The 13,821-nt window shown below is 73.3% G+C and carries 10 protein-coding genes; 2 read left to right on the plus strand and 8 right to left on the minus strand.

Going from position 1 to position 13,821, the window contains the following annotated elements; translation table 11 throughout:
* Positions 1-38: 38 nt before the first annotated feature.
* Positions 39-2,036: a glycosyltransferase family 2 protein gene (locus AC27IY_RS22665; RefSeq protein WP_487179096.1), complete on the plus strand. Its 1,998-nt coding sequence runs from the start codon at positions 39-41 to the stop codon at positions 2,034-2,036.
* On the opposite strand, the gene AC27IY_RS22670 is transcribed toward AC27IY_RS22665, so the two are convergent.
* The 5 genes from AC27IY_RS22670 to AC27IY_RS22690 are packed head-to-tail and all read right to left on the minus strand — an operon-like array spanning position 2,029 to position 8,122.
* Positions 2,029-3,186, minus strand: a complete 1,158-nt coding sequence (locus AC27IY_RS22670) for an alpha/beta hydrolase family protein (RefSeq protein ID WP_423452475.1) — start codon at positions 3,184-3,186, stop codon at positions 2,029-2,031. The genes AC27IY_RS22665 and AC27IY_RS22670 overlap by 8 nt on opposite strands.
* Positions 3,186-4,184: an alpha/beta fold hydrolase gene (locus AC27IY_RS22675; RefSeq protein WP_449951135.1), complete on the minus strand. Its 999-nt coding sequence runs from the start codon at positions 4,182-4,184 to the stop codon at positions 3,186-3,188. Before AC27IY_RS22675 ends, AC27IY_RS22670 begins: the two co-directional genes overlap by 1 nt.
* Entirely contained in the window at positions 4,181-5,455 is a 1,275-nt protein-coding gene (locus AC27IY_RS22680) for an MFS transporter (protein ID WP_423477075.1), read from the minus strand. Before AC27IY_RS22680 ends, AC27IY_RS22675 begins: the two co-directional genes overlap by 4 nt.
* 31 nt (positions 5,456-5,486) lie before the next feature.
* Positions 5,487-7,385: a helix-turn-helix domain-containing protein gene (locus AC27IY_RS22685; RefSeq protein WP_371249893.1), complete on the minus strand. Its 1,899-nt coding sequence runs from the start codon at positions 7,383-7,385 to the stop codon at positions 5,487-5,489.
* Complete coding sequence (locus AC27IY_RS22690) at positions 7,370-8,122, minus strand: 3-hydroxybutyrate dehydrogenase (RefSeq protein ID WP_344210802.1); 753 nt, start codon at positions 8,120-8,122, stop codon at positions 7,370-7,372. Before AC27IY_RS22690 ends, AC27IY_RS22685 begins: the two co-directional genes overlap by 16 nt.
* Before the next feature lie 240 nt (positions 8,123-8,362).
* Between AC27IY_RS22690 and trpD the strand changes: the two genes are divergently transcribed.
* Positions 8,363-9,457, plus strand: coding sequence for an anthranilate phosphoribosyltransferase (gene trpD / locus AC27IY_RS22695; RefSeq protein ID WP_364454862.1), 1,095 nt, complete (start codon positions 8,363-8,365; stop codon positions 9,455-9,457).
* On the opposite strand, the gene AC27IY_RS22700 is transcribed toward trpD, so the two are convergent.
* Genes AC27IY_RS22700 through AC27IY_RS22710 form a run of 3 tightly spaced genes read right to left on the minus strand, consistent with a single transcriptional unit; the run spans position 9,454 to position 13,751 of the window.
* Positions 9,454-10,842, minus strand: coding sequence for a class II fumarate hydratase (locus AC27IY_RS22700; RefSeq protein ID WP_487179097.1), 1,389 nt, complete (start codon positions 10,840-10,842; stop codon positions 9,454-9,456). The genes trpD and AC27IY_RS22700 overlap by 4 nt on opposite strands.
* A 30-nt stretch (positions 10,843-10,872) precedes the next feature.
* Positions 10,873-12,579 (minus strand): serine/threonine-protein kinase, encoded by a 1,707-nt coding sequence (locus tag AC27IY_RS22705; protein ID WP_423452480.1) that lies wholly within the window; start codon positions 12,577-12,579, stop codon positions 10,873-10,875.
* A gap of 35 nt (positions 12,580-12,614) precedes the next feature.
* Positions 12,615-13,751, minus strand: coding sequence for a serine/threonine-protein kinase (locus AC27IY_RS22710; protein WP_364454853.1), 1,137 nt, complete (start codon positions 13,749-13,751; stop codon positions 12,615-12,617).
* Between the last annotated feature and the right edge of the window lie 70 nt (positions 13,752-13,821).

A 13,821-nucleotide genomic window follows, 5' to 3' on the forward strand; every position in this document is an offset into this window, starting at 1 on the left:
CCGCGCCCTGACGGCGGGGCGGGGCACAGGCTGGCCGCATGGGTGTGAAGGTCAGTGTGATCGTCAATGTCCACAATCCGGGTGACACCGCGGACGCGTGCATCCGCTCCGCCTTGGAGCAGTCGATGCCCGCGGGCGACGTCGAGGTGCTGCTCGTGGACGACGGATCCACGGACGGCACCGCCGAGCGCCTGGACGCCATCGCCGCGACCCGCCCGAACGTCCGGGCGCTCCACCTGCCCTGCACCGGCTCGCCCGCACGGGGCCGCAACGTGGGGCTGGCCGCCGCCCGGGGCGAGTACGTCTTCTTCCTCGACCAGCGCGACCGCCTGGAACGCGACGCCCTCGCCCGCATGCACGAGCGGGCCGTGGACACCGGCGCGGACGTGCTGATCGGCCGCCTGGTGCGCGACTCGGGCCCGCCGATGATCGCCTTCAACCGCAGCACCGGCCGCGCCGACATCCTGCGCGACCGGCTGCTCAGCGTGCTCGGCCCGCAGCAGCTCTACCGCCGGGCCTTCCTGGAGGAGCACGACCTCGGCTTCTCCTTGACCGGCGGGCGGCTGGCCGAGCAGGCGTTCGTCATGCGGGCGTACGTGCGCGCCAAGGTGATCGCGGTGCTCGCCGAGCACGTCTGCTGCCACCTCGGCGAACGGCCCCGGCTGGAGGAGGAGCCGCACGCCATGGCGCAGGAGCTGCGGTCACTGCTCAACGACATCGACGCCTACGTCGGCGAGGGCCGCCAGCGCGACCGCATGTACGCCTACTGGTACCGCTACGCCGTCCTGCGGCCCCTGCTGACCAGCAGGTTCGCCGACTCCTCCGTGGACCGGGGCCGGCACTTCCGCCTCGTGCAGCAGCTCGTGAAGGAGCGCTTCCCCGAGAAGCTGGACCGCCACCTGCCCGTCCAGCTCCGGGCGGTGGCCGCGTTCGTCAGGACGGGCCGCCTGGACCAGATCGTGCTGCTGTCCACCTCGACCCGCCGCGGCGGCCTGCTCTCGGAGCTGACGGAGGTGCGCTGGGACGCCCACGTCCTGGTGCTCGGGCTCACCGTCGAGGTCAAGGACGGCGACGGCCGGCCCGACCGCTACCGCGTGGACGGCCCCCGCCTGCACTGGGTGCCGCCGCGCGCCATCGACCCCAAACTGCTGCACCCCACCGTCACCAACGTGAGCGACGCCGTCGAGCGGGCCCGCATCGAGGTCTACGTACGCCACGCCGAGACCGGCGACATCTACTTCCTGCCGCTCGCCCAGCGCGTCGAGGTGGTCCAGGAGGGCCGCCGCAGGGCCCGCGTGCAGATCAAGGCCGAGGCGAGGATCGACGTGAGCAGCGCCGCGTTCGGCGAGCCGCTGCTGCCCGGCCAGTGGGAGCTGCACGTGCGCATGTACGGCGGCGCCAACCAGGCGAGAAGCCGGGTGCGCAGGGGAGAGGGCCCGCTCAACTGCCTCGGCGTGCTCGCCCAGCGGCCCCGCATGCGCCTCGTCGTGCCCTGCTGGACCGACCAGGGGGAGCTGGGGCTCGCCGTCGAGCCGCGCTCGTTCGCCGAGTCGATCGCGCTGGTGTCACCGGGGGCCGAGGTCAAGCAGCTCGACGGGCACGCCTACGTGGTGCTGCCGGTGCCGTACGTGCCGCCGAGCGGTGGCCCGCCGCTGGAGCTGGTGCTGCACAGCACCGGCCACGGCCGCGAGCGCGAGGTGAGCGCCCCCGCCCTCGCCGAGGCCGGACTGCCCGGCAAGATCGCCGGGCAGCTCGTGGCCAAGCTGCCGGTGCGGCGCATGTGGCCGGCACCCGACCACCTCTGCCGCGGCGACTGGATGGCGTCGCTGCGCTCGGCCGAGGAGGAGATCGGGCTGCGCTTCGCGCTCAGCGTACGGCGGGGACGGGTCCAGGTGCGCCCGGCCGCCGCCGTGGACCCGAGCCGGCCCTCACCGCTCGGCAGGGACACCCCGCTGCACCGGCTCGGCCGGCGCCTGCCCGGCGTCCGGCACGTGGTGCGCCTGGCGCGCGCGGGCCGGCACCGCTATCTCACCTGACCCACCCCTCCAGCTCCTCGAACGCGCTCCTGAAGACGGGCAGCAGCGGCTTGAGCCGGTCGGGGTAGAGATCCACCAGGCTGTCCAGATGGTTGCCGCCCTCGACCCGGTGATAGCGGAACGGCCGGTGCGGCCCGACCATCCGGGCGTAGACGTCGGAGCTGCGGGAGATCGGCAGCAGCGTGTCGAGCGTCCCGTGGACCGTGATGAGCGGCTTGGTGATCCGGCCGGTCAGCGCGATCTTGGCGACGGCCCCGTACGGCTTGCGCGCGTCGTAATCGTAGTCCGCGGGCGCGCCCTGGTAGGACGGGTCCAGCTCCTTCTGGTAGAGCTCCTGGGTGAGCTCCCAGTAGTACTGCCGGTGGAACGGCCACAGGAACTCCGACCCGGCCGCGAACCCGGCCGCCCGCACCCCGGCCTCGTCCGGGTACGCCTTCAGCGCCGGAGGCAGGACGTTCAGCAGGTTGTCGCCCTTGAGCCGCCAGAGCGTGCCCTCCCAGTCCACGCCGCCGTCGTAGAGGTGGCCGCGGTTCTCCAGCTGCCAGCGGACGAGGTAGCCGCCGTTGGAGATGCCGGCCGCGAACGTACGGGCCGGCTGCCGGCCGTACCGCTGGCGGACCACGGCCTTGGCGGCCACCGCGAGCTGGGTGACGCGGTGGTTCCACTCGGCGATGGCGTCGCCGGGGGCGCGCCCGTCCTCGTGGAAGGCCGTGCCGACGTTGCCCTTGTCGGTGGCGGCGAAGGCGTAGCCCTTGGACAGCACCCAGTCGGAGATCGTGTAGTCGTTGGCGTACTGCTCCCGGTTGCCCGGGGTGCCGCTGACGACCAGGCCGCCGTTCCAGCGGTCGGGCAGCCTGATCACGAACTGGGCGTCGTGGTTCCAGCCGTGCGTGGCGTTGCCGGTGGAGGTGTCGGGGAAGTATCCGTCGATCTGCGTGCCCGGCACGCCGGTCGGGTTGACCGTGGCGGCCGAGTGCAGCCCGGCCCAGTCGGCCGGGTCGGTGTGGCCGCTGGCCACGGTGCCGGCGGTGGTGAGGTCGGCCAGGCGGGCGACCACCTGCTTCTCCGCTCCCGGCACCGTGATCTGCTGCGGGTGCTGCTGCTGTACGGGCGTCAGCAGGCTCGCGACGAGGGTGAGGGCGACCAGCATCACGCCTCGCCCAGGTGGGCGGCCAGGAGCCGGCCGAACTCGGCGGGGTGCTCCAGGTGCGGGCTGTGGCCGCACTCGGCGATGACCGCCTCGCGGTAGGGGCCGTAGCGCTCCAGCACCGCCCGCGTCTGCGTCACCATCGGCTGGGCGGGCGTGCCGGGGGAGCCGGGCACGACGCCGAGCGCGCCGAGGTGGGCCAGGTCGAACAGGGACGTGTCGGAGACGATGACGTCGTCGGCGCCCCTGATCCAGAGGATGGGCGGCTTGGGGTCGATCTCCGGCAGGTCGTCCAGCCGGAAGTAGGTCGGGGACATGGTGTTGAGCACGCCGGTCTTGCCGGGGGCCACGTTCGGCCAGGCGTCGGAGGTGACCAGGTCACCCGGGTAGTGGGCCTCGCCCACGCGGGTGGTCAGCATGGCGCGGACGTAGAAGTCCTCGTCGGGGACCGGGTGCTTGACGTAGGAGGAGCGGAAGACGCTGCGCGGCGACGTGGGCGACTCGTCCGACAGGTCGCCGGACTGGAGTCGGGCCACGAAGTCGGGGTTCGCGCCGCCGGCGCCCGCGCCCGCGCCGTCGGGGTGCGTGATCCGGCCGTCCACGCCCTCGGTGCCGCCGAAGCCGTACGGCGAGACCGGGTTGACCAGCGTGACGCTCCGCACCACGCCGGGACGGTCGCGCAGGGCCTGCATCACGACGCCGCCGCCCATGCTCCAGCCGACCAGGTGGACCGGCGCCAGATCCATCGTCTCGACCAGGTCGAGCACGTCGTCGGAGTAGTCGCGCAGGCCGCGGGTGGCGTCCACCGGGGCCGGCTCGGTGTCGCCGAAGCCACGCAGGTCCACGGCGAGCGGGCGGTAGCGGCCGGGCAGCGCCGCCATCTGGTCACGCCAGAACGCGGCCGAGGAGACGTTGCCGTGGACGAACAGCACGGGCTCGCCGCCGTCCCTGCCCTCGACGGTCAGGACGTTCTGGGTGAGCCGGGGAGTGGTGACCTTCATCGTACGTGGGTCCTTTCGGCCAGGTCGCGGCCCTGGGTCTCCCGGGCGGCGTAGACCGCGCCCAGCGTGAGGACCGCGGCCAGCCCGAGGTAGAGAGAGATGGGAAGGCTACTGGAGTACGCGCGCAGCAGGGCCACCGCGATGATGGGCGCGAGCGCGCCCGCCACGATGGCCGAGAGCTGGGCGCCGATCGACACGCCGGTGTAGCGCATCCGGGTGCCGAACAGCTCGGAGAAGAAGGCCGCCTGGGGGCCGTACATCATGCCGTGGAACAGCAGGCCGACGATGACCGCGAGGGTGATCGCCAGGAAGTTGCCGGTGTCCACCAGCGGGAAGAACGCGAAGATCCACAGCCCGATGCCGGCCGCTCCGGCCAGGTAGATCGGGCGGCGGCCGACCCGGTCCGACAGCGCGCCCCACATCGGGATCGTCACGAAGTGCACCGCCGAGGCGACGAGCACCGCGCTCAGCACGGTCGAGTTCTCGACGCCGGCGGTCTTGGCGTAGGTGATGACGAAGACGGTGAGCAGGTAGAAGGAGATGTTCTCGGCCAGGCGGGCGCCGATGGCGACGAGCACGTCCTTCCAGTGGTGGCGCAGCACGCCCACGATGGGCGCCCGTTCCTCCGGCGCCGACTTCTGGAAGACGGGCGACTCGGTGATCGACAGCCGGATCCACAGGCCGATCAGCACGAGCACCCCCGACAGCAGGAACGGCACCCGCCACCCCCACGCCAGGAACGTCTCCTCCGACTGCCAGGCGGCCAGCGCCGCCAGCACGCCGGTGGCCAGCAGGTTGCCGCCCGGCGCGCCGGCCTGCGGCCAGGAGGCCCAGAAGCCGCGGCGGGCGTCGTCGCCGTGCTCGGAGACGATGAGCACCGCGCCGCCCCACTCGCCGCCGAGCGCGAAGCCCTGCACCAGGCGGAGGCCGGTCAGCACCAGCGCGGCGGCCGGGCCGAGGGTCTCGTACGTCGGCAGGCAGCCGATGAGGAACGTCGCCGCCCCCATCATCAGCAGGCTGACGACCAGCAGGGTCTTGCGGCCCACCCGGTCGCCGAAGTGTCCGAAGACCAGGCCGCCGAGCGGCCGGGCGACGAACCCGACGGCGTAGGTGAGGAACGACAGCAGCGTGCCGGTCAGCGGATCGGACTCGGGGAAGAAGAGCTTGTTGAAGACGAGGGCGGCGGCGGAGCCGTAGAGGAAGAAGTCGTACCACTCGATGGTCGTGCCGATCAGGCTGGCGGCGACGATCTTCTTGATGGAAGTGGCCATGCCGGTCACGGTAGGGAGTGACCGGCGTCACTCATATGGAGTCAGGGCCCACACTCTGGCCGGTGGATGTGTGGCCGAGCCGGTGCAGGCGGAGGGCGAGCTGGAGTTCGAGCGCCCGCTCGGGCTCCTGCCAGCCGTCGCCGAGCAGCCGGCCGACCCGGTCGAGCCGCTGTGTCACCGTGTTGACGTGGATGTGCAGGGCCTCGGCCGTACGCGACGGCGAGCAGCCCGTGCCGAAGTAGGCGGCCAGCGTGTCGGCCAGCGCGGTGCCGCGCCGGGCGTCGTAGCCGATCACCGCGCCCAGCACCCGGTCCACGAAGCCGCGCACGTCGCGGCCGTCGCCGACGAGCAGCCCGACGAAGCCCAGCTCGGCCGCGCTCGCGCCGTCACCGGCCCGGCCGAGCGCGATCAGCGCCTCGGCGCACCGCCGCGCCTCCTGGTAGGCGGTCGCGTAGGGGGCGGCCTCCTCCGGCGGCGCGAGAGCCGCGAGGGCCGCGCCGGCCGTCGCGGGCGCGCCCAGGGACGCGCTCAGCTCGGCGGCCACCCGCGTGGCCAGCGCTCCCGGCCGCTCGCCCGGCAGCAGCAGCACGACCTCGTCGCCCCGCCCCGCCGCGAGCCCGTGCCTGATGGCCGCCTGCGAGGACGCCCAGAACGCCGCCCGCTCCCGCTGCCCGCCGTGCTTGACCACCACGACGACGTGCGGCGCCCCCAGGTCCACGCCGAGCCGTCTGGCCCGGTCGGCGAGGCCGGGGGAGTCCGGCCGGGCGATCAGGTCGTCCAGCAGCTCGCCGCGTACCCGGCCCTCCGCCTCGGCCACGCTCCGCCGGAACAGCAGCAGCAGCGCGCACACCAGCGCCGCCCGCTCCAGGATGCGCTCGTCGGCGTCGTCGCTGCGCAGCACGAGCGTGCACAGCGGCTCGCCGCCGACGTCCACGGACGCCACCAGCAGCTCGCCGCGCCGCACCGTGCGGCCGAGCGCCCGCGACGCCTGCGCGGCCTCGAACACCCCCGCGTCCAGCTCGCCCACGTCGCCGGTGAGCGGCCGCCCCAGGTCGTCGAGGACCGCGAGCCTCCCGCCCAGCACCTCCGTGACCACGGCCGCGACGTCCTCGATGCCGCCGCCGCGCAGCACCAGCGAGGTCATCCGGTCGTGGGCCAGCGCCGCCCGCTCCACCGCCTCGCCGCGCGCCCGCGCGGTGCGGTGGGCCCGCGACAGCTCCTCCAGCGCGTTCCTGGTCTCCTGGAGCAGCCGCGCGTTGTCGATCGCCACCGCCGCGTGCGCCGCGAGGCTCGCCAGCAGCGCCACCTCCTCCTGGTGGAACGGCCGCGCGCTGCGGTTGGCCGCCATCAGAACGCCGATCACCCGCTGCCCCAGCCGCAGCGGCACGCCGAGGATCGCGACCAGGCCCTCCTCCTTGACGGCCTCGTCGATGTGGCCCTCGTGGCGGAAGCGCGGGTCGGCGAAGTAGTCGGCGGTCGCGTACGGCGTCGCCGTCTGCGCCACCAGCCCGCCGAGTCCCGCGCCCATCGCCAGGCGCAGCGCACGGAACTTGGCCGAGATCGACCCGTCGGTGACCCGCATGTACGTGTCGCCCCGCTCGGGGTCGTGCAGGGTCATGTACGCGATGTCGGTCGCGAGGAGCTGCCTGGCCCGATGGACGATCGCCTCCAGGACGGCGTCCAGGTCGCGCAGGGCGGCGAGGTCGCCGGCGGTGTCGTACAGGGCCGACAGCTCGGCCTCGCGCCGGGCCCGCCGCCTGAGCAGCGCGCGCACCCGCAGCGCCTCGATCTTGGCCTGCTCCAGCTCCTCGATCTCGGCCGCGTCCGCCCCCCGGGCCCGCGCCTCGACGATCGGCCCCTCGAACTCCACCGCCGACGCCTCGCGGGCCAGCAGCTCCAGATAGCGGCGGGACATCAGTGGGCGGTCCACCCCCCGTCCATGGGAAGGGAGACGCCGGTGATGAAGGAGCCGTTGGGGCCGCACAGGTAGGCGACCAGCTCGGCCACCTCCTCCGGCTCGATCAGGCGCTTGACGGCCGCGGGCGCCAGCATGATCGTCTCCACCACCTCCTCGGGCGCGATCCCGTGCACCCGTGCCTGGTCGGCGATCTGCGCCTCCACCAGCGGCGTGCGCACGTACGCCGGGCACACGCAGGTCGAGGTCACCCCGTGGGCCGCCCCCTCCAGGGCCACGACCTTGGAGAAGCCCTCCATCGCGTGCTTGGCCGTGGTGTACGCCGACTTGTACGGCGAGGCCCGCAGCCCGTGCACGGACGAGATGTTGACGAACCTGCCCCAGCCGCGCTCGTACATGCCGGGCAGCACCCGCCGCGCGATGAGGAACGGCGCCTCCACCATGACCCGCAGCATGGCCGAGAAGACCTCGGGCGGGAACTCCTCGATCGGCGCCACGTGCTGGAACCCGGCGTTGTTCACCACGATGTCGACCGGCTCGTCCGGCAGCGCCGCGACGAACCCGGGATCGGCCAGATCGGCCACCACGGCCACGCCGCCCACCTCGGCGGCCACCTTCTCGGCGGGCTCGGCCCGCAGGTCCGCGACCAGCACCCGGGCGCCGGCGGCGGCCAGCCGCCGGGCGCAGGCCGCCCCGATGCCGCTGCCCGCCCCCGTCACCAGCGCGGTCCGCCCAGTCAGCTCCTTCGCCATACTCCGCACCCTAGGCGCTCCCCGCACCGGCCAGCATGGGGGCTGACGACATAGATGCGCGCTGCGCTATGTGGATCACCCCGTCTGATATGTTGGGCCGCGTGATCGCGTCTGCGCAGCAGTGGTGGCCCGCCTCCTAGGCGGACCTCCGAGCGCACACGCACCGGCCGCCTCGACGAGGCGGCCACCGGCATCATGCACGCGCCCCCGTCGAGCACTTCACGAAAGGGGCGCTTTCCCGTGACCAGCACCGCAGCCAACGTCGCACCCGGCACCACTCCCGCCTCCGCCAAAGAGGTCACGAAGATCTGGGCCGAGCTGCTGTCCCTGCTCCTCGACGGGGTGTCGCTCACCTCGCGCCAGGCCGCCTGGGCGATGGAGCAGATCATGTCGGGCCAGGCCACGGACGCGCAGATCGCCGCGTTCGCGGTCGCGCTGCGGGCCAAGGGCGAGAGCGTCGAAGAGGTCTCCGGGCTGGCCGACGGCATGCTGACCCGGTCGGCGGCGATCCGCGTCTCCGGTGATCCCGTCGATCTCGTCGGCACCGGCGGCGACCGGGCCAACACCGTCAACGTCTCCACCATGGCCGCCATCGTGGCCGCCGCCGCGGGCGTCAAGGTCGTCAAGCACGGCGGCAGGGCCGCGAGCTCCAAGTCCGGCGCCGCCGACGTGCTGGAGGAGCTGGGCGTGGTCATCGACCTGCCGCCCGCCGCCGTCGTGCACGTCGCCGAGGAGCTCGGCATCACCTTCTGCTTCGCGCCCGTGTTCAACCCGGCGCTGAAGCGCACCTCCGGGCCCCGCCGCGAGCTGGGCGTGCCCACGGTGTTCAACTTCCTGGGCCCGCTCACCAACCCCGCGCTGCCGCCGGCGCAGGCGGTCGGGGTCTACCACCAGCGGATGGCGCCCGTCATCGCCGGCGTGCTGGCCGAGCGGGGCGGCTCCGCGCTCGTCTTCCGCGGCCACGACGGGCTCGACGAGCTCACCACCTGCGGTCCCTCGACCATCTGGGTGGTCCGGCTCGGCACGGTCACCCGCACCGCCTTCGACCCCGCCGAGCTCGGCATCGCCCGCGCCCGTCCCGACGACCTGCGGGGCGGCGACGCCCGGCACAACGCCGCCGTCGCCCGCGCCGTCCTCGCGGGCGAGCGCGGCCCGGTGCGCGACATCGTCCTGCTGAACGCCGCCGCCGCCGTGGTGGCCGCCGAGGGCGCGCCGCGCGCGAACGAGCTCGTGCCCGCACTCGCCGGCGCCTACAAGCGGGCCGCCGACGCCGTGGACTCCGGCGCCGCGCTCTCCCTGCTCACCCGCTGGGGCCACGCGACCCGTACGGCCTAATCCGGCCGGGTCATCGACAGCACGTCGAGCGCGGCGTCGAGCTGCTCCTCGGTCAGGGTGCCGTCGGCCACGTGGCCGCGCTCGACGACCACCTCGCGGATGGTCTTGCGCTCCGCGAGGGCCTGCTTGGCGATCTTCGCGGCCTCCTCGTAGCCGACGTACCTGTTGAGCGGGGTGACGATCGACGGGGACGACTCGGCGTACTCGCGCAGGCGCTCTTCGTTCGCCGTGATGCCGGTGACGCAGCGGTCGGCGAGCAGGCGGGAGACGTTCGCCAGCAGCCGGATCGACTCCAGGACGTTGCGGGCGATCACCGGGAGCTGCACGTTCAGCTCGAAGCTCCCGGACGCCCCGGCGAACGTGATCGCCGCGTCGTTGCCGATCACCTGGGCCGCGACCATGGCCGTGGCCTCGGGGATCACCGGGTTGACCTTGCCCGGCATGATGGACGAGCCGGGCTGCAGGTCGGGCAGGTTGATCTCGCCCAGCCCCGCGCGGGGGCCCGAGCCCATCCAGCGCAGATCGTTGGCGATCTTGTTGAGGGACACCGCCACCACCTTGAGCTGCCCGGACAGCTCCACGATGGAGTCCTGCGCGCTCTGCGCCTCGAAGTGGTCCGCCGCCTCGGTGAACGGGATGCCGGTCGCCTCGCGCAGCTTGGCGATGGCCGCCTTCGCGAACCCCGGCGGCGTGTTGATGCCCGTGCCCACGGCGGTGCCGCCCAGGGGCAGCTCCAGCACGCGGTCCATCGCGGCGGTCACCCGTACGACGCCGTGCTCGACCTGGGTGGCGTAACCGCCGAACTCCTGGCCCAGCGTCACCGGCGTGGCGTCCATCAGGTGGGTGCGCCCCGACTTCACCACGCCCGCGAACTCGGCCTCCTTCGCCCGCAGCGCCTCTGCCAGGTGACGCAGCGACGGGATCAGGTGGAAGGTCACCTCGGTGGCCGCCGCCACGTGGATCGAGGTCGGGAAGACGTCGTTGGACGACTGGGAGGCGTTCACATGGTCGTTCGGATGGACCGGGCGGCCCAGCCGCTCCTCGGCCAGGGTGGCGATCACCTCGTTGGCGTTCATGTTGGACGAGGTGCCGGAGCCGGTCTGGAAGACGTCGATCGGGAAGTGGTCGTCGTGCTCGTTGTCGGCCACGTCGGCCGCCGCCTGCGCGATCGCCTCGGCCAGGTCCTCGTCGATCACGCCCAGCTCGCCGTTGACCTCGGCGGCCACCGCCTTGACCAGGCCCAGCGCGGCGATGTGGGACGGCTCAAGAGGCCGCCCCGACACCGGGAAGTTCTCCACCGCCCGCTGGGTCTGCGCACGCCACCTGGCCCCCGACGGCACGCGGACCTCGCCCATGGAGTCATGTTCGATACGGAACTCGCTCATGACTCCCAGTCTTACCCGCGAGGGCCGGGGTCAGCTGCTGAAGAGGGCCACGATGAGGACGGCGATGACGACGGCGGCCGCGGCGGCCACCGCCATGAGCACGAGCATCCCGTTGCGGTTGCCCGTCGGCTTCTGCTCCGCGGGGCCGGCGATGGAGAACAGGTCCGTGCCGAGGCCCTGGCCCTCGAAGGGGACCTGCGGACCGCCCTGCTGGGGGCCGAAGTGCGGGGGCTGCTGCTGCGGGGGAGCCGGGTTGGGGGCGGTGTCGGGCTGCCTGCCCGCCGGGGGGTTGGCCGGGGGATAGACCTGCTGGCCGGGGGAGCCGATCGGCGACTGGATGCGCATCGTGTTGATCGAGCCCTCGTCGGCCGGCTGCTGGGGCGGCGGCGTGGGGAACGGGCCCTTGGGACGGGCCACGCTGACCGTGCGGTCGGGGTCGAAGCCCTCGCCGGCGGAGTCGAAGGCGTTGCCCGGCCCCTGGCCGCCCGCGCCCGGCGGCCGTTGCGGGCCGGTCGGGGGTCCTGTCCGGGGCCCTTGCGGGGGAGCGCCTTGGGGACGGCCCTGCTGGTGGCTCTGTGGACTCTGGGGCGGGCCCTGCGGGTGGCCCTGGGAGGCGTTCTGCGGCACCGTGGGCGCTTTGGGGCCGGGGACCGATCCCGCCGGGCCGCGCGAGCCGGGGGGCGTCGCGGCAGGGCTCTGAGGACCGGAGAACGGCTGCGGCCGCGGCTCCTGGCCTCGCACCCCCGGCTCCTGTCCCCGTGCGGCCGGCGCCTGCGGCCGCGCGCCGGGCGGCCGTGCGCCGGGCGCCTGCGGCTGCCCGGCGGGCCCCGGCGGGGGGTTCTTGGCGAACGGGTCGGGCAACGCGACCTCCTGAGCCATCAGAGCCTCGGCCGTGATCACCGGCATCTCGCTCGTGGGGGTGTCGGCGACCATGCGGAGCAGGGTCTCCGCCTTGGCGGCGTTGAGCCGCTGCCGGTAGTCCTTGTTGAGCAGGCCGTTCAGCACGGGACGCAGCTGCCCCGCCTGCGTGGGCGGGTCGGCGCTCTCGGTGAGCAGCGCCGCCAGCGTCTCGGCGATCGTGGAGCGCTCGTAGGCCGGCCGCCCCTCGACCGCGAAGTAGAGCGTGGCCCCGAGCGACCAGATGTCGGACTCGGGCCCGGTGTACTCGCCCCTGGCACGTTCCGGGGCGGTGTAGCCCGGAGAGCCGATCACCATGCCCGTCTTGGTGAGCCGCGAGTCGCCCTCGGCCTTGGCGATGCCGAAGTCGGTCAGCACCACCCGGCCGTTCTCGGTGATGAGCACGTTGCCCGGCTTGACGTCGCGGTGCGTGATGCCCTGGCTGTGCGCGGCCCGCAGCGCGCCGAGCAGGTCGACGCCGATCTCGGCCACCAGGCGCGGGGGCAGCGGCCCCTCCTCGTCGATGACCTGCTCCAGCGAGCGGCCCTCGACGAGCTCCATGATGATCCAGGGACTGCCGTCGTCGATCAGGACGTCGTGGATCGAGGCCACGGCGGGATGGTTGATGCGCGAGGCGAGACGGCCTTCGCGGACCATGCGTTCGCGCAGCTCGGTCCGCTGTTCTTCGGTGAGCCCCGGGTCATGGCGGATCTCCTTGACCGCCACCTCGCGCCCGAGCGCGCGGTCGCGCGCGCGCCACACCGTGCCCATGGTGCCCCGGCCCAGCGGGGCGATGAGCTCGTAACGCTCCGCGAGCAGGCGTGTCTGCTGTTCCGGCATACGAAGAAGATATCGATTCTCGCTTGGGAAGTGCTTTACCCTCGCTTGCGAAGTTCTCTTGGCCAGAACCGCCGAGGAAGGCACAACTTTATCACCGTGGCTTTCAGACGGGCATAAGCAGAGGGAGTTTCGCCCTGCTCCACACGCTTGCGGTGAACGCCCTCGCCGGGCCGGCGTTCCTGCCTGGGGACGCTCACCGGGGCGGAGTTCGTGACGTCGGCCCGGTGCATCCCCCGGTGGGTGGGCCGGCGGGCGAAGGCGGGCGGCGCGATGCCCTGCCCCGACCGTCCCTGCGCGGACCGTCCCTGGGCGGCGCGCGGCGGCCGGCGCGGGGCCAGCGGCTCCTCGGCCGAGCCGCCGGCCGCGACCCTGGCCAGCATGAGCGAGGCGCGCACCGAGTCGAGCCGGGTGTGTGGATCGATCCTGAGCAGGGCGTCGAGCACCGGCGCGAGCGGGCCCGCCTTGGTCATCGGGATCGGCTCGCCGCTCGTCAGCGCGGCCAGCGCCGCCGCGGCCGTACGGCGACCGTGCAGGCCGCGGCCCTCGACCGCGGTGTAGAGCGTCGCGCCGAGCGACCACAGGTCGGCGGCCGGGCTGGCCTTCGAGCCCAGCACCCGCTCTGGAGCGATGTAACCCGCGGACCCGAGAACGATGCCCGCCTGGGTGATGGAGACGTCACCTTCGAGCGCGGCCAGCCCGAAGTCGGTCAGCACCGCGCGGTCCTCGGTGACGAGCACGTTGCTGGGCTTCACGTCGCGGTGCAGGATGCCCTTGGCGTGCACGGCGCGCAGCGCGCCGAGGATCTGCCGGCCGATCTCGGCGGCCCGGCGCGGCTCCAGCGGGCCCTCCTCCTGGATGAGCTGCTCCAGCGACTTGGCGCGCAGCAGCTCCATGACGATCCAGGGCCGGTCGTCCTCGGTGACGACGTCAAAGACCGTGATGACGGACGGGTGCGCCACCATCGCGGTGGCCCGGCCCTCGCGCTCGGTGCGCGCGCACAGCTCGGCGCGCAGCTCCTCGTCGAGCACGGAGGGCAGCCGCACCTCCTTGACCGCGACGTAGCGGTTGAGCAGCTCGTCGTGCGCCCGCCAGACGGTGCCCATGCCGCCGCGACCGACCGGCTCCACAAGCCGATAGCGCGCGGCGAGAAGGTAACCGGAGGGCGCACGCATGGCAGGCAGCTTACCTATTTGTGTAAACCGACCAGTAGAGGCGCGGCCGATAAATTGTTGCGAACTTAAG

The sequence above is a fragment of the Nonomuraea sp. B208 genome, from assembly GCF_057536035.1.